We start from the raw sequence: 21,989 nt of genomic DNA, 5'->3' as shown, positions 1-21,989 counted from the left end.
CAGGGGTCCCCGACGGCACGTGCGGGTACCCGCAGATCAGCCGACGACGCTGAGCGGCTGGGTGCGGTCCAGAGCGGTCGCGAGCCACGGACCGAGCGAAGCGCTGTAGGTGTTGGACAGGTGGGACCCGTCGAAGTAGACGGAGACGCCGCCGATCGCCGAGTAACAGCGACCGTCGTGACAGAACTGCGACTCGACCGGGACCCAGCGCACGACGTCCCCGTAGCCTTCGTCCACGAGCAGACGCTGTGGCAGCGAGGTCGACGGCGGCAGAGCGTGTGCGACGTCGTTCGTGCACGACCCACCCGATGCAAGGCACGACGGGCCGATCACCTTGTCCTCGAGGGTCTGTCCTGTGAGCGGCACGTGCTGCAGCATCGTCACCGGCAGCCCAGCATCCCGAACGCCGTCGATGAGCTCGGAGTAGCCGTCCGCTTGGGCCGAGTCCGTCCCCGCGAAACGGTAGTTCGCCCAGAGGTCAGCGAGCACGACGCGATCGGCACGTGGGACCAGGGTCTTCATCACCCAGTCGTTCCGCGCCGCGCACCACCCGCGTTGGTCGGCCGGGATCACGTCCCCGTAGGTCGTGCCGGTCGGGGCTTCCATGCTCGACGGGCACCGGTTCCGCGCCGCGACGATCACCTTCACGTGGTCGAGTTTCCCCGCGATGTCGAAGGCACTCGACCAGGCACCAGCGTGCGAATCTCCCCAGAGCAAGAGGGTCTCGGATGCGTCGGGGTCACCGTAGGTGCAGTACTTCTCGGTGTTCTCCGTGACGTCGTCGATGCAGTCGTCCTTCCAGACGAGCGGCTTGTCCGACAGTGGCGCTGGAACGTCGGCCACGTCGATGTCGCCCCACGGGTCAGCGCACGACCGGTCGCCGATCGCACCTGCGCCGAGGCACGTCTGCCCTCCGGTGACCTGCGCGAGGAGTCGGTCGTCCGCAGCGTCCATCTGGGCGTTCGCCACCCCCACCGTGCCGAAGCACCCGGCGACCAACACGAGGAGGGTCGCACCGCCGGCGACGAAGCTGCGTCGACGTCGCTTCGTGAGGACCGCACTCCGACGGACCGGGTTCTCGACGTACCGGTGGGAAGCCCACGCCAGGACGACCGTGGCGCACAGGATGGCGAGCTTCAACCGCAGGCCGAGGTCCACTCCGAGCCACTGCGGAACGAGGATGATGAGGGGCCAGTGCCAGAGGTACGCGGAGTACGAGACGTCGCCGAGCCAGCGCACCGGTCCGAACGACGCGAGGAACCCGAACGACCACGGTTCCGCTGAGGGTGCGCGTCCGGCGATCACGACCGCAGCGCCGACCGTCGGCAGCACCGCAGCGATGCCGGGGAACGGCGTGGCCTCGGAGTAGAGCAGTGCGGCGGCCGCGATGGCGGCCAGCCCCACCCACGGCACCCAGAGCCGTGTGCGCGGACCGGGCAGGGGCACGAACGCGACGAGCGCCCCGACCGCGAACTGCCAGGCCCGAGCGGTGGTGTCGAAGAACGCCGCATCATGGTTGGTCGCGGTGTGGAGGAGCCCCCAGCAGAAGCTCACGATGCCGACCGCGCCGATCACGACGACGATCCAGGTTGCACGACGACGTGCGAGGAGGGCGATCGCGGCCAGCAGGACGAGCGGCCAGACGATGTAGAACTGCTCCTCGACCGAGAGCGACCAGAAGTGCTGCACCGCGGAGGGGACGGCATCGGCGTCGAGGTAGCTGACCGACTGGGCGGCGAGGAACCAGTTCTCGGAGAACAACGACGCGGCGAGCACGTTCGAGCCCGTCGCCGACCAGGTCGATGCCGGCAGCAGGAGCACCGTGAACACCAGGACCGCGACCAGCACGACGACCGCGGCGGGCGCCAGCCGTCGGATCCGGCGTGCGTAGAACCCGATGAGCATCGGGACCGGTTGTTCGCGCTCGGCAGCCTTCAGGATGTGACCGGTGATCAGGAAGCCGGAGATGACGAAGAAGACGTCGACGCCCACGTACCCGCCGGTGATCCGGTTCGGCCAGAGGTGGTACAGGATGACCAGGGCGATGGCGACCGCTCGGATCCCCTGGATGTCGGCTCGGAATCCTCGCTGGGGCCCATCGGACCCGTCCTTCGCACGACGCACCCGGCGATGCTACCGGAGCCGCGCTCAGGTCCGTGAACGGCGCAGTCGCTCCGCGGCCGACCGGACCCGGCTGAGCACCGATCGGGGCGCCCGGTGATCGACCAGGAAACGCCAGCCGTCGCGCCGATCGCTCAGTGGTTGCAGCACGTGGCGCGCGTCGAGCGGAGGCAACGGCATCCGCGCGGTCACGACCGGGACCTCGACGTCGATGGTGGACAGCCGGAACCCGGCGGTGACCGTCCAACGCCCCGCTGCGTCGGGACCCCCGTCGGCGGGGATCCGCCCCAGCCATCGGGGACCTGCCCCATCGAGGTCGACCGTGCGGACCTGATCGCCCGAACGCAGCACCAGCCGCATGGACGATGACAGGGACGGTGACGGCGCCGGCCCCTCGACACGGAGAGCGTCGACGCTGGGCGTGACCTGGTCGACGACCACCGGAGCGTGGTGCCGCAACAGCGAGATGAGGCGGACAGCCTCGGGATCAGCAGACAGCACAGCTCGACGGGTCGCCCCGAGGAGTTCGGACCCGCCGGGGCCCGTCGGAGCGCGCCGAACGACACGCTCAGCAGCGGCGACGAGCGGTGCGAGGCCCGGGGCATCGATCCGGTCCGCCGCGTGCAGCAGGGCGGTCAGGAGACCGTCGTCAACCAGCGCCGACCGGTCGAGGCCAGCGGGTCCCACGGAATCGAGCAGGACCGCGGTGGCCGACACCCATTCCCGGAGGAACCGTTCGGGCTCTGACTCCCGAGCACGCATCGCAGCGGCGAAGTCGGACGCGGCATCAGGCTGCCCGGCCCAGAGCAGGGCGAAGAAGCACCGGCGCTCGGCGGCGACGTCGTCGAGGACCGCTGCGTCCAACTCGTCGAGCAGGCGGTCGAGGGACTGCTCGACACCGCCCGGCATCGGCGAGCCGGACGGGACCGATGCGAAGTACCGGTCGAGGTGCACCCAGCCGTCCGCGTCGAGGACCAGCAGTGACTGCTGGTGGACGACCGCCGGGGATGCCGCACGCACGAGTATCGCGCACGCCGTCTCCTCACACAGGTAGTCGAGCAGGGCAGCCTCGTCCACCTGGTTCGACATCGATCCGCCAGCTCCCCCGGCGCGCTCGCGGTAGAGGTACACGCACGTCGTGATGACGTCGATCGCACGCGCCTCCACGACCGACCGTGTCATGGGCTCGATGTCATCGGCGTGGCCGACGTCCGGGAACCCCAGCGCAGCCTGCTCCCAGAACGACCGCCGGAAGAGTCGGTTCCAGCACGCTCTACCGGTCAGGAGTGCCGGGGTCTCGGCAAGGGTGGTCCCCTGCAGCGCGTGGTCAAAGGTGCGCCACCGCGCGGTGGGACTCCAGGTGCGCGTCGGTGAGAACTTGAGGTGGTCGCCGATCACCAGATCTGACCCGGACGCCTCGAGCGACCCGACCATCGCTCGGTACGCGCCGGGCGGCACGAGATCGTCCGAATCGGCGAAGACGAGGTACTCCCCCCGGGCGGCTGCGGCTCCGGTGTTCCGTGCCGCAGCCCCGCCGGGGGCGTCTGATCGGAGGTGCTGGACGCGCGGATCACGAGCACGGAACGAAGCGATGATCCCCGCCGTCTCGTCGGACGAGCGATCGTCGACCACCAGGACCTCCATCGCCTCGACGTCCTGGTCCAGCACGCTGTCGAGCAGCTCACCGATCCACGGCGCGGCGTCGTGCACCGGTATGACGACCGAGAGGAGTGGATCTGACACGTTCTCGACACCCCTCGTCTGTGGTCCCCCGTTCGGTGGATACCGTCCGCAGCCGAGACAGTCTACCGTCGAGCGGAGATCAGATCAGGGGGTCGAGATGTCTTCTCGTTGGATCACTCGTTTCGCCGTCGTCGGCGCGATCGCGGTGTCGTCGGTGCTCGTCGTGGCACCAGCACAAGCCGCGACGAAGCCCGCGCAGGTCACCGGAGTCGCGAAGGCCACACAGGACTGGGCCGGCAAGAGCGTCAAGATGACCTGGAAAGCCGTGCCGAAGGCGACCAGCTACGTCCTCAAGTGGTCGACACGGTCGGATCTCGGCAGCCCCGTCTACAAGGACTCGACCGCCGTCGGAGCATGGATGACGAAGCTCCAGCCCGACAAGACCTATTACGTGACGGTCGCCGCGAAGACCGCCACGACGGCCGGTGCCTGGGCGAAGACGGTGACGACGAAGCTCCAGCCGAACGCCGTGGCGACCTTCGGGACGATCACGGCGAAGCCCGCGACGAACGGCGTCACGGTGTCGATTCCCGAGGTCGCCAACGCGAGCGACTACCAAGTCCGATGGTCAGCGGGTCCCAACGAGAACCGGACCCCTGACCGGTGGACGCCGCACTTCACGCCGTGGTCGTCGGCGTTCGACCCGGCCACCCGCACGTGGACCCTGCCGGGGTCCGACAGCGACCTGACCTCGGTCGCGTACGGGAACCCCATCTACGTCCGCGCGATGGCGCGCAACACCTACTTCAACTCGACCTTCGTCCGGAAGTCGGCGCAGGTGAGCGCCTGGCCCACGCCCACGAAGCCGAATGCTTCCGGCACGCCCGTGCACCTCGCCAGCTACAACGTCCTGTGCTCCGGCTGCGAGACGAGCGGCACGCCCGGCTGGGCGAAGCGAGCGCCGGCGATCGCCAAGGTGATCAACGACAAGGCCCCGGATGTGCTCACCGTCCTCGAGGCCAGTGGTCTCTCGAACGGTGCCGGATCCGAGCAGGCCTACCGGGATCTCGATCGACGCCTCCCGAACCTGCAGCTCGTCGACACGGCCCCGATGACCGTCAGCAAGTCCCACCAGGGCAACCGGATCTACTACGACCCGGCGAAGTACACGGTCCTCGACCACGGTGTCCTCGCTGGCGTCAAGGACTACGAGGTCTCCCCTGCGTCGGCGGCGCCGGACACGAACACCCCGTGGGCGAAGTTGCAGGCCAATGACGGCAGCGGGACCTCCTTCTACGTCGTCGCCGCCCACTACGGCATCCCGTCGAGCGCGTACAGCACACCGCGGAAGACGCTCCTCGGTCAGAACTCCGCGCAACTCCTGACGGCGCTCAACCGGGTCAACACACCGAACGCCGCGGGCAAGCGGCTTCCCGTCCTGCTGGGCGGCGACCTCAACGACAGCCGGTACCCGGAAGACGCGATCGACGGCGCGCAGCCCACGTTGATCCGAGGGGGCTTCTATGACGCGTCGGCCTCCCAGCGCCGTTACGGCATGGCGAAGACGACGTACAACAACTACCAAGCGCCGTCGAACCAGGCCGACGATCCGAACAAGGACGGTCAACGGATCGACTACATCCTGACCCAGGGCCTCCAGGGCAGCGACGAGTTCGTCAACAACTGGAACCCCGGGACGTCGGTGATTCCCTCCGACCACAACATGATCGAGGCGAAGGTCCGCGTCCCCGCGCTGGGCTGACGGGGCTCAGCTACTGGTCACGCGTTCCACGGCCTGCTGGGGCTCCGTGATGCGTGGAGCCCCGTCGAGCGCGAGCATCGCGTCGATGACCCGCTCGGCGTTGTGCTCGTCGCGGGTCACGAAGGCCGCCGCAGTGCGCGCGAGGTACTCCGGGGCGGACACCCACGCGTCGTCACCGATGCGTTCGATCGCGGCCTCGACACCGGCGACGGTGTCGGCAACCGGGCCGAACCCGTCGCGGCCGTAGTCGAAGTAGCCGCGCCGACCGACGTGCGATCCGTCGAAGAACGATGCCGCGTCGAACTGGAAGTAGACCAGCGGAACGTCGATGAACGCCGCCTCGAACCCCAGCGAGGAGTAGTCGGTAACCATCGACGCCGCGCGGGCGAGGACGTCCTGCACGTTCACTGCCGCGAAGTCCCACACCTCGACCCAGTCGGGCACCGTGAAGTCGGTCAGGTAGGGACGCATGTTCGGGTGCGGCATGAAGACGATGCGCTTGCCGGTACGAGCGGCGACGTCCCGGAGCCGTTCGGAACCGATGAGCGCGTCGAACTCCAAGGCGTACTGGCTGGATGCGAACCGCGGGTTCTTCGCCCGCTCGTTGCTGCCCGGCACTTGCTGACCGGCGAGCTTCTTCCGCCAGGTCGGCATGATGAGGATCAGGTCACGGTCCGCCGGCGGCGTCGCACGCCGCTTCCGCAGCAACTCGTCGTGACGCGGAAACCCGGTCAGGACGACTTCACGCTCGGTGAAGGTGTAGGGCCCGTCGCCGGCGATGGACGCCTTCTCCTGCGGGGTGACAGTCACGAACAGCTCGGCGGGCTTGGAGTTCACCCACCGGGAGATGTCGTAGTTGGTCACACCGTGCTGCAACCAGGTGAAGGTGAACCGCGGCTGTCCGTAGCGCCAGCGCGGGAGCGGGCTCACCACGTAGACGTCGATGTGCGATGAGGCGAGGTGAGCCGCGTGCATCATGAGCTTCCGCCACTCTGACGACTTGTACGCAACCAGTCGGAAGCCCTCCGTCCGCAACCGATCCCAGTCCTTCGAGCCCCGCGCCAGGACGAACCACGAGTTGATCTCGGGGTGGTTCGCTCGCACCCACCGGTACAGGTGCTCAGCGTTGTCGTTCGCATCGGTGTCACGGTCCATGAACACCCAGGCGTCTTCGTACCGCTCGCGTGTCCGACGCGTCCGCACCGAGACACCGAGGATCGCGTCCTCGGTCCGGCGGCGGTACCGCCCGGATCGAACGCTCTCGTACACCTCGCGCGCCTGGCGCTTGAGGTGCTGCAGTGCAGGGGTCGACACGTCCGACCACCGACCCTCGAGTCGTTTGCGCTGTCCGAGGATCTGGGGCCGGAGCTGGCGGAGCGTCAGAGCCTCGTCCGGCTCGTACCGCTCGCCTCGGCTGAACGGGACCACCGCACCGTCGATCCAGAGGCGCGTCAGCCGACCACGGTCGACCCACACGTGGCGTTGGCGGAGCACCGCGGCGCCGTAGAAGACGAGGTCTTGGGTCTTCGCGTACACCGGGGCGACGTCACGCCCGTCGGTGACGATCCGCTCGTCCGGCAGCTCCCCGGTGAACCAGTACGTGAACTTGACGTGCTGACGAGTCTCATCGACCCGTTCCACCTTCGCGTACTGCGGTCGGACCGGAGCACCGGTGTACCCGTCGAGGAGTGCTTTGCGCACGGCGAACTCGACGCCCATCGCGTCGAAGGAGCGGATGGCGTCGTCCGAGATCCCAGCGCGGATCGACGCGATCAACGTGTGGAACTCGTCGAAGGTGTGGCTCGGGGCCAGTGCCGAAGCCGAGTTCAGGGCACGTTCGTTCTTGAAGTACCAGAACAGGTCGTAGAGCAGCGTGTTCTCGAGCCACCTGGGAACGCCGCCAAGACGTTCGGCCGAGCGGATGAGGTCGAGGTGGCCGTACCGGAGCACGTCGGTGTACTTGCCCGGGTGGTCGAAGTGACTCTCCATCAGCGACGTGCCGTCGCCTCGCACGCGGTAGTGGTACTTCGCCGAGGCGAGGATCCCGACGTCGCTCAGTCCGGACGCCAGCAGGTAGGAGCCGATGAAGTGGGCATCCTCGAACACCGGGCGGACGCGCCCGTCGAAGCGGATCTGGTGTTCCTGGATCGCTGCGGTCCGGAAGAAGGCCGAGTTGACGGCCATCTGGATGACGGGCTCCTGCGTCAGGTCGACGATCCGCGACCCCTTCGCGAACTTGGCCCGGAGCGGATGCGAGTCAACGAGCTCGAGCTGCTCGTTGAGCCGCAGCTGGTGCGTGACCAGCATGCCGACGCGTGGAGCACCGTGCAGGCCGATGAACTTGACGACCTCTTCGAAGTAGCGCTCGTCGAACACGTCGTCCGGGTCCGCGAAGGTCACCCACTCCGCATCCAGGTGTTCGATCCCCGTGTTGCGGGCAGAGGCGACCCACGCATTCGTCTGCCCCACGACCGTGACGTGGTCACGGCGGGACTCGGCCCATTCCTGCAAGAGTTCCAGGCTGCCATCGGTGGAGCCGTCGTCGACGAAGACGAGCTGCACGTCGGTCAGCGGGTGCGTCTGCCGCTCGAGCGATCCCAGCAGGTCGGGCAGGTAGCGCGCGACGTTGTACACGGCCAGGACCACGCCGACCGTGAACCGGCGTTCGGACCGCATCGTCGCGGGGGTCTCTTCGGACACGTCTGTTCCCTCTCGCAGTCGAGCTCGCGCTCAGACGGTCTCGTTGTACGCCTTGACGACGTCGTTCGTCTTGCCGATCATCTTCAGCTCGCCCTCGTTGAGCCAAGCCACCTCGTCGCACATGTCCTTCACCGTGCTCATCGAGTGGGAGACGAGGATGACGGTGCGGCCCTCGTCCTTCATCTCCTTGAACTTCGTCCGGCAGCGCTTCTGGAAGGTCGCGTCACCGACGGCGAGCACCTCGTCCACGACGAGCACGTCCGGGGTGACCGCGACCGCAACAGAGAACCCGAGCCGGACGTACATGCCCGACGAGTAGTTCTTCACGGGCTGGTCGATGAAGTGACCGACGCCGGAGAACGAAACGATGTCGTCGAACTTCCGCGTGACCTCCTTGCGGCTCATCCCGAGGATCGAGCCGTTCAGGAACACGTTTTCGCGACCGGAGAGCTCGGGGTGGAACCCGGAACCGACCTCGAGCAGCGATGCCTGCTTGCCGCGGGCGGTGATCGAGCCCTCTTCGGGCCAGAGGATCTTCGCCAGGCACTTCAGCAGCGTGGACTTTCCCGAGCCGTTCTTGCCGATGAGGCCGAAGGTCTTGCCCTGTGGTACCTCGAACGACACGTCCTTCAGGGCCCAGAAGTCCTCGTGCACGGACTTCTTCCCGCGCATGACCATGCTCTTCAGCGAGTCGTTGCGCTCGTGGTACATGCGGAAGCGCTTGGAGACGTGTTCGACGGAGACGGCGGAGTCGTTCACAGGAGTTCAGCCAGCTTCTTCTCGTTGCGGGAGAACACGAAGTAGCCGAGTGCGAGCGAGGCGCATCCAGCGATGGCGCACGCGACCAGGTCGGTCCAGTTCGGGAGGCGGTTGTCGTACATGAGGTTCCGGAAGACCTCGGAGAACCGCTCGATCGGGTTGAGCTTGTAGACGTGGATGATCCACGGGTGTCCGGCCTTGTTCGCGGCGTCCTCGACGAGCGAGAGCGGGTAGATGATCGGCGACAGGTACATCCACATCTGCAGGCCGATGCCGACGAGGTGCTGCATGTCGCGGAAGTGCACGTTGATGATCGACAGGATCAGCCCGAGGCCGGCGGCGAACATGGCGAGGAACACCATCGTCAGCGCGATCAACGGAAGGTAGATCCAGAAGTTCGACCCCGCGATCGCGAGGGCGATCAACAGCACCCCCATCTCCACCAGCCACGTGAACCCGAAGGACCCGACGGCCGCGAGCGGCAGCGTCATCCGCGGGAAGTACACCTTCTTGATCAGCGAGCCGTTGGCGACGATCGACGTCATGCCCGAGTTGATGACGTTGCGCGCGAAGATCCACGGCAGCAGGCCGCACATCAACCACAGCGGGTAGATGTTCAGTCCGCTGGGGTCGCCGACCTCGAGTCGTGCCCGGAAGATGAACGAGTACACGATCGTGTAGATCAGCATCGTCGCGAGCGGGTTGATCAGGGACCACAGTTGCCCGAAGACCGTGCGGCGGTACTTGCCCTTGACCTCGCGGGCGGTGAGGTTCGCCAGGAGTTCCCGCGACGACATGAGCTCGTTCAGGTACGTCATGCTTCGGGTGCAGGCTCCTCCGGGGCGCAACGCAGCGCTCCTCACAGGGATTCGGGGACGAGGCATTCTCGCACACTCGTTGCACGACGCACGTTCGACGCGGTGACTCGGGTGCGCGGCGAGTGGCCAGAGAGCAAACGCTTGGAAAATCATTAGTAGGGTTGGTGGGTGATCGTCAGCTTCGCCAACCACTCCACCGCGCCGGTGAACCTCGGCGGGGCGGAACGGTCACTCATCCGCTTCGTGGAGGACTGGCAGGCGCAGGACCCGGCCATGACGCCGACCTTCATCACCAAGGCCCCGCGCGGCAAGTTCATCGATGCCCTCGACGAGCGTGGCTGGTCGTACGACGCGCTGCGGTTCCGCGGCTGGGCCCTGCCGAGTCCGCAGCCCGCACCGGCTGCCGAACGCGCCGCCTTCGCGACCGTCGACTACGCCGCCGTCAACGCGATCATCCGGAAGTACGAGCGGGAGCGCCCGGACCTCGTCGTCACCAACACACTCGTCGCCCCGTGGGCGTCGTTCGCCGCCGCGGTCCTCGGGATCCCGCAGGCGTGGTTCGTCCGTGAGTACGGCGACCTCGACCACGGTCTGCAGTTCCAGACGGGCCGTGCGGGCGTCCTCGGCGACATCGGCCTGCTGTCCGGGGTCGTCGTCACCAACTCCGAGGCGATGCGCGACCACCTCGCCAAGTACATCCCCGCCGACAAGCTCTCCGTCGCCTACCCGACGGTCGACACGAGCCGACTCCTGGCGACGAAGGACGACACGCCTGCCGTCGCCCCCTTCCCGCAGGCAGAACCCGGCCTCCGGATCACGGTCCTCGGCCGCGTCGAGGAGTCCAAGGGGCAACACCGCGTCGTCGATGCGCTCGGCGCGCTGCGCCGACGAGGCGTGACCGCGAGCGTCTGCTTCGTCGGGAGCTGGAAGCACCCGGGTGAGGACCAGCGGCTCACCGACCGCGCCCGCGCGCTCGGTGTCGCCGAGCACGTCGTCTTCGCTGGCGAGCAGCACACGCCCGCGCCCTTCATCCACGCGGCCGACGTCTGCGTCACACCGTCCACCATCGAGGCCTTCGGTCGCACCACCGCCGAGTACATGGCGCTCGGCAGGGCCGTCGTCGCCACGCGCCAGGGCGGCAGCGCGGAACTCGTGGAGCCCGGTGTGACCGGCGCGTTGGTCGATGCCGACGACACGAACGCCCTCGCTGACGCCCTCGCTGCGTACGCGGCCGACCCGGACACGGCCAGGAGGCACGGTGCGGCTGCACCGGAACGCCTCGCCACCGTCACGGGTGCGGGCCACGACAACGCGGCGGCCATCGCACGGTTGGTCGCGCTGGTCGGCACCGAGGGTTACCGGCTCCCCCAGGCGGCGCGCTACTGGTTCGAGCTGCCCGGCGCGTACGCCTCGCTCGGTGCGACGAGCGCCAGAGCCGCCGTCGGACTCCTCGCGAGCCGCGTGCGATCCCGCTCCGGGGCCGTCGGCCGACTCCTCGCCCAGCCCGGCGTCGTCGTCCGGAAGCTGGCTCGGCGATGACGCGCGACCGTCGTCCGGTCACGATCGTCGTCCCGATCTACGACGACCTCCCCGGTCTCGAGCGCTGCATCGAGGCACTGCTCGAGACGGTGGACTTCTCCGTCGACCGCGTGCTCCTGGCGAACGACGTGGGCCCCCGCGTCGACGCGATCGAGGCCCGTGTGCTCGAGCTCGTCGGTGACCACGAGGGGTTCGAGTACACCCGCAACAGCCGCAACCTCGGCTTCGTCGGCAACTGCAACCGGGCGGTCCTCGACCTCGACCGCACGGGCAACGACGTGCTGCTCCTCAACAGCGACACCGTCCCGATGCCGGGGTTCCTGGACGAGATGACCGCGGTCCTGGCCTCGGACGACTCGATCGGCGTCGTGTGCGCGAGGAGCGACAACGCCACGATCGCGTCCTTCCCCTACGCGCGGCGGAACCCGCGGGCGGGCCTCGCACCGCGCCGCACCCGCGAGCTGCACGGCCGGACGAAGTACCTGCTCCCGCGGCACACGGTCTCCCCCGTGGCGATGGGCTTCTGCTTCCTCATCCGGCGCGAGATGGTCGACCGCTTCGGGTTGTTCGACGACGTCTTCTCCCCCGGCTACGGCGAGGAAAACGACTTCTGCCTGCGGATCAACGAGCATGGTTTCACCTCGGTGTTGGCGAACCGCGCGTTGGTCCTGCACACGGGCTCGACGAGCTTCAGCGGGGATCGCGGTCCCTCGCTCCGGCTCGAGCACGAGCGGATCCTGCTCGAGCGCTACCCCTTCTACGGCGGCGCGATCGCGCTCTTCCTCGCCCGGTACCGTGACGCCGTCGACGTGTTCGCCGATGCGTTCCTGCCCGACGACGACGTCGTCCGCGTGGCACTGCACCTCCCGGCCGACCTGACGGACGAGGTCATCGCCCGGACCCGCAGCACCCTCGCTGCAGCGCCGGATGACGTCGTCGTCACGATCATCGTCGCGAAGTCGCAGATCCGGGACGCCCGTGAGGCGTTCCCGGGCGCTGCGATCGCAGTCGGGGGTCGGCCACGGCAGATCTTCGACGTCGCGGTCGCGCTCGGTGCCCTGACCACGTTCGCGCAGCTCTCCGCGCTCAACGCCAACGCTCCCCGCTGGATCCTCGTCGACCCCGTGTCGCAGGACGTCCGGTGGTCACACGCGGTCGCGAACCACCGTGCGTCGGCGATCGACCGCATCCTGCGCCGCTTCGAGAACCAGAGCACGAGCTGGCGTGACGGGGACGACCTCGTCCGGCTCGTCCGCACAGCCGCCGCGAACGAGATCGACCCCGCGTCCCTGCGTGCTCGCTGGCACGCGGTTTCGGACATCGCCGAAGCGACCGGCCTCCTGGTGCACCGCGCGACGGTGTCGGTCCGACGCCTCGCCGCGCTCACGTTCGGTGCGCGCAACCCGCGCATCGTCGCCCGCCTCCGCGCGATCGCCGGCCGCGGCGCCTGAGCGACGACCGACGAGCGGACGGGAGGCCCGTGGCGGCGCCGCCACGGGCCTCCCGTCCGTCACGCGAGTGCGTCGACGACCGCGCGGTGTCGCGCGATGCTGGCCACGTCGAACGCACCGAGCAGGTGCAGCGTGGCGACCCGGAACACGAGGGCGCGCAGGAGCAACTGCCGCCACTCGTGTTCGCCCTCGCCGAGATCGTCGAGACGGTCGACGGACACGCCGTGCCAGCAGACCGCGTCGACCGCGGCGATCGCGGCTCCCGTGCCGGCCGGACGCCAGTAGGGTGGCCAGTCGATGATCCCGGGCGCGAGTCCCTCCGCGAACAGGACGTTGCCGAGCAGGTCCCCGTGGACCAACTGCGCCGGCGCGTGGACGGGACGGATCGCCGCGGCCAGGCGATCGAGGGTCGGGTCGGTCGGCAGTGGTGCCTCGCCCCAGGCCATGCGGTCGGCGCGACGCCACGGGTCGTCGGTCTCGGGGTCGGCCGTCCGGAGGAACGCGGGGCACCCGACGCCGGCAACTGCGCGGTGGAAGGCCCGACCCGCTCGGATGACGTCGTCGACACGGGTCTCGTCAGCGGCCCCGGCGACGAACTCCCACGCCTCCCACTCCCCGCACCGCCAGGCACCGGCGCGAGTGGGCACCGGTCTCGGAGTCCGGAACGCCGACGTGTAGCCCAGGTCCGCCAGCAGCGCAGCGCGCCAGTCGGTCACGAGCGCACCGTCGTGTGGCCGGAGGACGATGCCGCCCGCCCGCCAGGAGCGGCCGCGGCCGCCCACGAGGGGCACCGGTGCGGCTGCTCCCGCACCGAACGCGGCGAGCACTCCGGGGTCCGGGGGCGCCGGCCGCGTGTCGGTCACGCGGTCCGCAGGATCTTCACCATCGGCCGGCCCTTGGCGACCTCGTCGACGAGTTTGTCGAGGTACCGGATCTGCCGCATGAGCGGGTCGTCGAGCTCCTCGATCCGCACCCCGCAGATCACCCCGGTGATGAGCGGGGCGTTCGGGTTGAGGTACGCGCCGGCGAAGAAGTCCTCGAACGTGGTCCGGTCGGCCAGGTGCTGCGCGAGCGCCCGCCCGTCGAAGCCGGTCAACCACTCGATGACGGTGTCCAGCTCCGCCTTCGTGTGGCCCTTCCGCTCCACCTTCGCCAGGTAGTGCCCGTAGACGTCCGCGACGGGCGTCCCGAAGATCCGGTGACCGGCCATGGTCGCTGCTCCTACACCAGGCAGCGAGGTCCGAGCAGGCTCTTCAGCTCGCCGAACAGGTCCGGGGTCAGGTTCACCGGGAACGGCAGCTCGAACGTGCGCGCGACGTCGTCCTTGAGCAGCTTCAGCCGGACCTCGGTGTCACCCTGGTGGCGGCCGAGCACGGCGGCGAGTTCCGTCACCGTGGTCGTCGTGGCCTGTCGTTCCGGCAGCGACAGGGTGAGCGGGCCGGAGCCCATCGCGTCGCCGACGTTCGGCTGGAACATGCTCACCGCGTGCAGGGCCTTGCCGTCGTCGCGGACGTTGACGCGGCCGCGCAGGACGACGATCGAGTCGGGCACCAGGGACGGGCCGAACTCCTGGTACGTCTTGCCCAGGAACATCACGCCGATCTGGCCGCCGAAGTCCTCGATGTCGACGATGCCGTACGGGTTGCCGCTCGTCTTCGCCACCCGGTGCTGCACGCTCGTCAGCAGGCCGGCGACGGTCACCGTCTCGCCCTCGATCGAGTCGTCGGCGGTGAGCAGGTCGGCGATGGTGATCGACTGGTGCTTCGCGAGCTCGATCTCGAGCCCGGCGAGCGGGTGGTCGGACACGTAGAGCCCGAGCATGTCCCGCTCGAACGCCAGCTTGTCGCGCTTGGACCACTCCGGACGGTCCGGCACCTGGGACACCGCGGCGCTCGGGGCGTCCTCGGCTGCCTCGGCGAAGAGCGAGTCGAAGTCGAACCCGACGTTGCCGTGGGCCTCGTCGCGCTTGACCTTCACCGCGCCCTCGACCGCGCCCTCGTGGATCTCCACCAGGGCTCGGCGGGTGTCGCCGAACTCGTCGAAGGCACCGGCCTTGATGAGCGACTCGACCGTGCGCTTGTTCGCCGACGAGATCGGGATCTTGCGCAGGAAGTCGTGGAACGACTCGAAGGCGCCCTTCTCGGTCCGCGCCTTGACGATGTCGTCGACGACGTTGAACCCGACGTTGCGGATGGCACCCATGCCGAAGCGGATGTCGTCGCCGACTGCGGCGAAGAAGCCGATCGACTCGTTGACGTCCGGCGGCATCACCTTGATGCCCATCCGGCGGCACTCGTTCAGGTAGAGGGCGAGCTTGTCGCGGGCGTCGCCGACGCTCGTCAGCAGCGCGGCCATGTACTCGGCCGGGTAGTGCGCCTTGAGGTACGCGGTCCAGAAGGACACCACACCGTAGGCCGCCGAGTGCGCCTTGTTGAACGCGTAGTCGGAGAAGGGCAGCAGGATGTCCCACAGCGTCTTGATCGCCGCGTCGGAGTACCCGTTGTCCTTCATGCCCTGCTGGAAGCCCGCGTACTGCTTGTCGAGCTCGGACTTCTTCTTCTTGCCCATCGCGCGGCGGAGGATGTCCGCCTGGCCGAGGGAGAACCCGGCGACCTTCTGCGCGATGGCCATGACCTGCTCCTGGTAGATGATCAGGCCGTAGGTCGTGCCGATGATGTCCTTGAGGGGCTCCTCGAGCTCCGGGTGGATCGGCGTGATCGGCTGTTCGCCGTTCTTGCGGAGCGCGTAGTTCGTGTGCGAGTTCGCCCCCATGGGCCCCGGGCGGTACAGGGCGATGAGCGCGGAGATGTCCTCGAAGTTGTCGGGCTTCATCAGCCGCAGCAGGCCACGCATCGGCCCACCGTCGAGCTGGAACACACCGAGGGTGTCGCCGCGCTGCAGGAGCGCGTACGCCTCGGGGTCCTCGAGCCCCATGTTCTCGAGGTCGAGCTCGGTCCCACGGTTCGTCTTGATGTTGTCGAGGGCGTCACTGATGATCGTGAGGTTGCGGAGCCCCAGGAAGTCCATCTTGATCAGGCCGAGCGACTCCGCTGCCGGGTAGTCGAACTGCGTGACGATCTGGCCGTCCTGCTCCCGCTTCATGATCGGGATGATGTCGATGAGCGGATCGCTCGACATGATGACGCCGGCCGCGTGCACGCCCCACTGGCGCTTCAGCCCCTCGAGCCCGAGCGCGGTGTCGAAGACGGTCTTCGCCTCGGGGTCGGTCTCGACCACGGTGCGGACGTCGACGGCTTCCTTGTAGCGCGGGTGGTCCTTGTCGAAGATCCCGGTGAGCGGGATGTCCTTGCCCATCACGGGCGGCGGCATGGCCTTCGTGAGCTTCTCGCCCATGCCGAACGGGAACCCGAGGACGCGCGAGGAGTCCTTCAGCGCCTGCTTCGCCTTGATCGTGCCGTACGTGACGATCTGCGCGACGCGCTCCGACCCGTACTTCTCGGTGACGTACTTGATCGCCTCACCGCGGCGCCGGTCGTCGAAGTCGACGTCGAAGTCGGGCATGGAGACGCGGTCCGGGTTGAGGAAGCGCTCGAAGATCAGGCCGTGCCGGATCGGGTCGAGGTCGGTGATGCGCATCGCGTACGCCACCATCGAGCCGGCGCCGGAGCCACGACCCGGACCGACGCGGATGCCGTTGTTCTTGGACCAGTTGATGAAGTCCGCGACCACCAGGAAGTAGCCCGGGAACCCCATCTGGTTGATGATGCCGACCTCGTAGTCGGCGCGGTCCTGCACCTCTTTCGAGATGCCGTCCGGGTACCGGTAGTCCAGCCCCTTCGCGACCTCTTTCTCGAACCAGGAGTGCTCGGTCTCGCCCTCGGGCACCGGGAACTTCGGCATGTAGTTGGCCGAGGTGTCGAACTCGACGTTGCAGCGCTCGGCGATGAGCAGCGTGTTGTCGCAAGCCTCGAGGTTGTCGCGGAAGACGTGCCGCATCTGCGCCGGGGTCTTCAGGTAGAACTCGTCCGCGTCGAACTTGAAGCGGTTCGGGTCGTTGAGGGTCGAGCCGGACTGCACGCAGAGCAGTGCCGCGTGCGACTTGGCGTCGTGGGCGTGCGTGTAGTGCAGGTCGTTCGTGCCGACCAGCGGGATGTCGAGGTCCTTCGCCAGACGGATCAGGTCGCTCATGATCCGGCGTTCGATCTCGAGGCCGTGGTCCATGACCTCGGCGAAGTAGTTCTCCTTGCCGAAGATGTCGCGGTAGTCGGCGGCGGCCTGCACCGCTTCGTCGTACTGGCCGAGACGCAGGCGCGTCTGGATCTCGCCCGAGGGGCAGCCCGTCGTGGCGATGATCCCCTCGTGGTACTCCTGCAGGAGCTCGATGTCCATGCGGGGCTTGAAGTAGTAGCCCTCGAGCGACGCCTTGGACGACAGCCGGAACAGGTTGTGCATGCCCGTCGTGTTCTCGGCGAACATCGTCATGTGCGTGTACGAGCCGGCGCCGGACACGTCGTCGCCCCCGCCGTCACCCCAGCGCACACGGGTCTTGTCCGAGCGGTGCGTGCGGGGCGTGATGTACGCCTCGGTCCCGATGATCGGTTTGACGCCACCGGCCTTGGCGGCCTTCCAGAACTCGAAGGCGCCGAACATGTTGCCGTGATCGGTCACCGCCACGGCGGGCATCCCCTGCGCGGCGGTCTCCGCCACGAGGTCGGAGAGCCTGGCGGCACCGTCGAGCATCGAGTACTCGCTGTGCACGTGCAGGTGGACGAAGGAGTCGGAATCCGACACGGAACCTCCGGTTCGTACGGTGTGCTGCGGGGTGGGAACAGCCTAACCGCGGCCGCCCACATTCCCGCGCGCGTCGGGGCGGACTGGAGGCACGGGGCGGGGCCGCACCGCGCCTCCAGGCCGGCATCGGGCCGCGACACGCGCGGGGCGCCCCGCCAAGGGGGCAGGACACGCCGCACGCAGGCCGCCGCGGGTGCAGAAAGCGTCGCCTGGCGGCGCCGCAGCCGACAGTTCGCGACCCCTCGGCGCAAGCGCCCGGGCGTGCCGGACAGGAGGCGCGGGGCGGGGCCCCAGCGCGCCTCCAGACCGGCACCGGGTCGCGACACCCGCGGGGCGCCCCGCCGAGGGCGCAGGACACGCCGCACGCCGACCGCCGCGGGTGCGGAAGGCGTCGCCTGGCGGTGCCGCAGCCGACAGTTCGTGACCCTTCGGCGCAAGCGCCCGGGCGTGCCGGACAGGAGGCACGGGGCGGGCCCGCACCGCGCCTCCAAACCGGCACCGCGTCACGACGCGCGCGGGGCGCCCCGCCGAGAGAGCAGGACACGCCGCACGCCGACGGCCGCGGGCACAGAAAGCGTCGCTTGGCGGCGCCGCAGCCGACAGTTCGTGACCTCTTGGCGCAAGCGCCCGGGCACGGCGGACGGGAGGCGCGGGGCGGGCCCGCACCGCGCCTCCAGACCGGCAACAGGTCGCGACGCGCGCGGGGCGCCCCGCCGAGAGGGCAAGACACGCCGCACGCAGGCCGCCGCGGGCGCAGAAAGCGTCGCCTGGCGACGCCGCAGCCGACAGTTCGCGACCCCTCGGCGCAAGCGCCCGGGCGCGGCGCTCTGGACACGCGCGAGCCGCGCCGCCGAGGGAGCAGGACACGCCGCACGCGCTCCGCCGCGGCCGCACAAAGCGTCGCCTGGCGGCGCCGCAGCCGACAGCTCACGACCACTCAGCGCAAGCGCCCGGGCGCGTCAGAGCGACGCGCTCCGGATCTGCTCCAGCGCTGCCTGCAGGTCATCCGGGTACTGCGCCTCGAACGACACCCACTCGCCCGTGCGGGGGTGGCCGAAGCCCAGCCGGACGGCGTCGAGCCACTGGCGCGTCAGCCCGAGCTCCGCCGCGAGCACCGGGTCGGCGCCGTACATCGTGTCCCCGACGAGCGGGTGGCGTGTGGCCGCCATGTGCACCCGGATCTGGTGGGTGCGCCCGGTCTCCAGGTGCACCTCGAGCAGGGTGGCGGCCCGGAAGGCCTCGAGCGTCTCGTAGTGGGTGACGCTCGGCTTGCCCTCCGACGTGACCGCGAACTTCCAGTCACTCGACGGGTGCCGCCCGATGGGGGCGTCGATCGTGCCCGAGGTCGGGTCGGGGTGGCCCTGCGCGAGTGCGTGGTAGACCTTCTCGACCGTGCGCTCCTTGAACGCCCGCTTCAGGTGCGTGTACGCCAGCTCGGTCTTCGCGACGACCATCAGGCCCGAGGTCCCGACGTCGAGGCGGTGCACGATCCCAGCGCGTTCGGCGGCGCCGGAGGTCGCGATGGTGAACCCGGCCGCGGCGAGGCCCCCGGGCACGGTCGGCCCGTCCCACCCCGGCGAAGGGTGCGCGGCGACGCCGACGGGCTTGTCCACGACGACGATGTCCTCGTCGTCGTGCACGATCGTCATGCCCGGCACGGCCGCCGGCACGATGCGCGGCGGCTCCTTCGGGGTCCACTCGACCTCGAGCCAGGAGTCGGCGTGCAGCCGGTCCGACTTGTCGACGGGGACGCCGTCGACGCGGACGCCACCGGCCGCGACGACGTCGGCCGCGAACGACCGGCTGAAGCCGAGGAGCTTCGCGATGGCGGCGTCGACGCGCTCACCGGCGAGCCCGTCGGGCACGGGAAGAGAACGCGATTCGCTCACGTGGCGTCGTGGCCCAGCGTGTCGCGACGATCGCGGTCCTCCGGCCTGGAGGCGCGGGTCGGCTCGTCGAGAGCGGCATCGGCCGACGAGAACGCGGCCCCACCGTCGAGCGGCTCCGCCGCGTCGACCGGCTGCGCCGCGTCGAGCTGCGCCTGGCGCTTGGCCGAGAGCGTGCGGGTGCCGTCGAGGTTCACCCCGAGGATCACCAGCAGCACGAAGACCACCATGCTGATGCAGATGAAGGAGTCGGCGACGTTGTAGATCGCCGGCATCATCCACGGCGTCGAGATGAAGTCGACGACGTGACCCCGACCGAAGCCGGGCTCACGGAAGAGCCGGTCGAGCAGGTTGCCCAGCGCGCCGCCGAGCAGCATGCCGAGCACGATGGCCCACCACATCGACCGGATGCGACGCGAGTACACGATGATCGCGACGACGACCGCGGCCGAGATGACCGAGAACACCCAGGTCATGTTCACCGCGAACGAGAACGCGGCTCCCGGGTTCCGGACGTACAGGAACTGCAACGCCCCGCCCAGGACCGGGACGGGGGTGCCGTAGGGCAGGTTCGCGACGACCAACGTCTTGGCGACCTGGTCGAACGCCACCACCACGACAGCGGCGAAGGCCAGTGCCGCGATCGCGCGGACACTGACCTTCGCTCGTGATGCTGGTCGCGACAACGTCAGTTGCCGAAGCCCTGCGCCGAAGCCGGCGCCGGGGTGAGACCGGACTGCTCGCCCGAGGTGTCGAGCTCGGAGAGCTGACCCTGGATGTAGCTCTTGAGCTGCGCACGGTAGTCGCGCTCGAAGGTCCGGAGCTCGTCGATCTTGCCCTCGAGCTGGCGCTGCTCCTGCTCGAGCACCGCGACACGCTGACGGTTCGTGTTCTCGGTGTCGGCGATGATCTGGCGCTGCTTCGCCTCGGCCTCGGAGACCAGGCGAGCCGCCTGGGCCGTGCCCTCGGCGATGAGCGCGTCGCGCTTCTCGATGCCCTCGCGGACGTGCTCCTCGTGGAGACGACGCGCCAGGGTCAGGAGGTTCGTGGTGCCCTCGGTGTCCTCGTCGGCGGGGACCGTCGTGGCCGGAGCCGCCGCGGCGACCGGAGCGGGCTCCGGTGCTGCCTCGACCGGGGCCGGGGTGGGCTCCGGCTCGGCTGCGGGAGCGGGCTGCTCGGCCTGCGCCGGCTGCGGGGCCGACTCGGCCGCCTGCAGGCGCTGGCGGAGCTCGTCGTTCTCCGCGGTCAGGCGACGGAGCTCGACCACGACCTCGTCGAGGAAGTCATCGACCTCGTCCTGGTCGTAGCCCTCGCGGAACTTCGTCGGCTGGAACCGCTTGTTGACTACGTCTTCCGGCGTCAAAGCCATTGCCGTCACCTCAATAGAACTGCTGAACGTGTGGAACCGCATGCGGTGCGACCGAATCTACCAGTCGTACCGTGCGGTGCGGATGCGCCACCGGAGCGGGCATCGATCCCGACCACCGTACACCGACGATGGGGCGGAACCGTGACCAGCGCCGGGCGTGGCGCGTGTCGCGGACGGGAGTCCGCTCAGATACCGCGTGCCAGGGCGGCGACCACGAACCGGGCGATGATGACGACGAGCATCACGATCGTCCAGCCGAAGTCGAGCGCCACCGGCCCGAGGCGGAGCGGCGGGAGGACCCGTCGCACCGCTCGGATGGGCGGATCCGTGACCGTGTAGACGAACTCGGACACCACGAGCATGCCCCCGCGCGGCCGCCAGGAACGGTTGAAGCTCTGCACGAGGTCGAGCGCGAAGCGCCCCCACATCACGAAGAAGTACAGGAGCAACGCGAGGGAGATGATCCCTAGGATCACGGACACGATGGGGCTCGCTCGTCTCGGGCGAGCGTCGTCAGACGACGCTCAGGGGCGGGTGTGCCGGGTACGGCTCAGGACTGGGCGAAGAAGTTCGCCTCGATGTCGGACTCTACCTCAGCGGGCTCACCGCTCACTGCGACGTGGGCCGGCGACAGGAGGAAGACCTTGTTCGTGACGCGCTCGATCTTGCCGAACAGGCCGAGCGACAGCCCCGAGGCGAAGTCGATCATGCGTCGGGCGTCGCCCTCGGTCATCTGCGAGAGGTTGATGATGACGGGGATGCCGTCGCGGAAGCTCTCGGCGATGGACTGGGCGTCCTTGTACTCGCGCGGGTGGACGGTGAGGATCTCGTTCATTTCCTGGACCGGGGTCGCCTTCTGTGCGGTCGTGTGCGAGCGGCGGAGCGGAGTGACCTGGGCGCCGCGCTGGTGGGTGTGCGTCTTGGTGGGAGCCGGCGCCGCTGCGGGAGCGGCCGCCGGGGCTGCTGCCGCGGCGGGGGCTTCCTGCGGTTCGGCGGGGGCCGGAGCAGCCGCTGCGGCCTGGCGAGCAGGGGCTGCCTGCTGGCGCGCGGGCTCGGCCTGCTGCTCGTCCTCGTAGTCGAGTTCCTCATCGGCGAGGCCGAGGTAGACCATCGTCTTCTTCAGCGGGTTGGCCATGGTTCCTCCGGGGT

At 69.0% G+C, this 21,989-nt stretch carries 16 protein-coding genes; 3 read left to right on the top strand and 13 right to left on the bottom strand.

The annotated features are described in order from the left end of the window. Positions 1 to 36: 36 nt before the first annotated feature. Positions 37 to 2,124 (bottom strand): acyltransferase family protein, encoded by a 2,088-nt coding sequence (locus HP445_RS19200; RefSeq protein ID WP_128779685.1) that lies wholly within the window; start codon positions 2,122 to 2,124, stop codon positions 37 to 39. Positions 2,125 to 2,148: 24 nt separating this feature from the next. Beyond that, entirely contained in the window at positions 2,149 to 3,864 is a 1,716-nt protein-coding gene (locus HP445_RS14555) for a glycosyltransferase family 2 protein (RefSeq protein WP_128779684.1), read from the bottom strand. Positions 3,865 to 3,961: 97 nt separating this feature from the next. Here HP445_RS14555 and HP445_RS14550 point away from each other — a divergent pair, with 97 nt between their 5' ends. Next, positions 3,962 to 5,566, top strand: a complete 1,605-nt coding sequence (locus HP445_RS14550; RefSeq protein ID WP_128779683.1) for an exonuclease/endonuclease/phosphatase family protein — start codon at positions 3,962 to 3,964, stop codon at positions 5,564 to 5,566. Between the two features lie 6 nt (positions 5,567 to 5,572). On the opposite strand, the gene HP445_RS14545 is transcribed toward HP445_RS14550, so the two are convergent. The 3 genes from HP445_RS14545 to HP445_RS14535 are packed head-to-tail and all read right to left on the bottom strand — an operon-like array spanning position 5,573 to position 9,843. Next, on the bottom strand, positions 5,573 to 8,266 hold the full coding sequence (locus HP445_RS14545) for a bifunctional glycosyltransferase/CDP-glycerol:glycerophosphate glycerophosphotransferase (RefSeq protein WP_128779682.1): 2,694 nt from the start codon (positions 8,264 to 8,266) through the stop codon (positions 5,573 to 5,575). Between the two features lie 30 nt (positions 8,267 to 8,296). Further along, entirely contained in the window at positions 8,297 to 9,025 is a 729-nt protein-coding gene (locus tag HP445_RS14540) for an ABC transporter ATP-binding protein (protein ID WP_241660343.1), read from the bottom strand. After that, on the bottom strand, positions 9,022 to 9,843 hold the full coding sequence (locus tag HP445_RS14535; RefSeq protein ID WP_128779681.1) for an ABC transporter permease: 822 nt from the start codon (positions 9,841 to 9,843) through the stop codon (positions 9,022 to 9,024). The genes HP445_RS14540 and HP445_RS14535 overlap by 4 nt, the downstream gene beginning before the upstream one ends. Before the next feature lie 168 nt (positions 9,844 to 10,011). Between HP445_RS14535 and HP445_RS19195 the strand changes: the two genes are divergently transcribed. Beyond that, positions 10,012 to 11,382 carry a glycosyltransferase family 4 protein gene (locus HP445_RS19195; protein ID WP_111225159.1) on the top strand — a complete coding sequence of 457 codons (1,371 nt, stop codon included), beginning with the start codon at positions 10,012 to 10,014 and terminating at the stop codon, positions 11,380 to 11,382. After that, positions 11,379 to 12,833 (top strand): glycosyltransferase family 2 protein, encoded by a 1,455-nt coding sequence (locus tag HP445_RS14525; RefSeq protein ID WP_128779680.1) that lies wholly within the window; start codon positions 11,379 to 11,381, stop codon positions 12,831 to 12,833. The genes HP445_RS19195 and HP445_RS14525 overlap by 4 nt, the downstream gene beginning before the upstream one ends. A gap of 59 nt (positions 12,834 to 12,892) precedes the next feature. On the opposite strand, the gene HP445_RS14520 is transcribed toward HP445_RS14525, so the two are convergent. The 8 genes from HP445_RS14520 to HP445_RS14485 form a co-directional block, all read right to left on the bottom strand. Then, complete coding sequence (locus tag HP445_RS14520) at positions 12,893 to 13,696, bottom strand: hypothetical protein (RefSeq protein ID WP_128779679.1); 804 nt, start codon at positions 13,694 to 13,696, stop codon at positions 12,893 to 12,895. Then, the gene (locus HP445_RS14515) at positions 13,693 to 14,043 is read right to left on the bottom strand and encodes a DUF2200 domain-containing protein (RefSeq protein ID WP_128779678.1); all 351 of its coding nucleotides are present in this window, start codon (positions 14,041 to 14,043) and stop codon (positions 13,693 to 13,695) included. The genes HP445_RS14520 and HP445_RS14515 overlap by 4 nt, the downstream gene beginning before the upstream one ends. 11 nt (positions 14,044 to 14,054) lie before the next feature. Then, positions 14,055 to 17,534 carry a DNA polymerase III subunit alpha gene (gene dnaE, locus HP445_RS14510; RefSeq protein ID WP_071245757.1) on the bottom strand — a complete coding sequence of 1,160 codons (3,480 nt, stop codon included), beginning with the start codon at positions 17,532 to 17,534 and terminating at the stop codon, positions 14,055 to 14,057. A gap of 1,010 nt (positions 17,535 to 18,544) precedes the next feature. Then, the gene (locus HP445_RS14505) at positions 18,545 to 19,474 is read right to left on the bottom strand and encodes an RluA family pseudouridine synthase (protein WP_128779677.1); all 930 of its coding nucleotides are present in this window, start codon (positions 19,472 to 19,474) and stop codon (positions 18,545 to 18,547) included. Next, positions 19,471 to 20,157: a signal peptidase II gene (gene lspA / locus HP445_RS14500; protein ID WP_241660342.1), complete on the bottom strand. Its 687-nt coding sequence runs from the start codon at positions 20,155 to 20,157 to the stop codon at positions 19,471 to 19,473. Before lspA ends, HP445_RS14505 begins: the two co-directional genes overlap by 4 nt. Positions 20,158 to 20,159: 2 nt before the next feature. Continuing rightward, on the bottom strand, positions 20,160 to 20,840 hold the full coding sequence (locus HP445_RS14495) for a DivIVA domain-containing protein (RefSeq protein ID WP_071405424.1): 681 nt from the start codon (positions 20,838 to 20,840) through the stop codon (positions 20,160 to 20,162). A 185-nt stretch (positions 20,841 to 21,025) separates the two neighbouring features. Beyond that, entirely contained in the window at positions 21,026 to 21,322 is a 297-nt protein-coding gene (locus tag HP445_RS14490) for a YggT family protein (protein ID WP_084741074.1), read from the bottom strand. A 68-nt stretch (positions 21,323 to 21,390) separates the two neighbouring features. Continuing rightward, positions 21,391 to 21,975: a cell division protein SepF gene (locus tag HP445_RS14485; protein WP_071405422.1), complete on the bottom strand. Its 585-nt coding sequence runs from the start codon at positions 21,973 to 21,975 to the stop codon at positions 21,391 to 21,393. Positions 21,976 to 21,989: the final 14 nt, after the last annotated feature.

This window comes from Curtobacterium flaccumfaciens (assembly GCF_013359815.1).
Classification (GTDB): Bacteria; Actinomycetota; Actinomycetes; order Actinomycetales; family Microbacteriaceae; genus Curtobacterium; species Curtobacterium flaccumfaciens.
The sequence above is the reverse complement of the archived record's forward strand: the minus strand, read 5'-3'. Positions and strand labels throughout refer to the sequence as shown.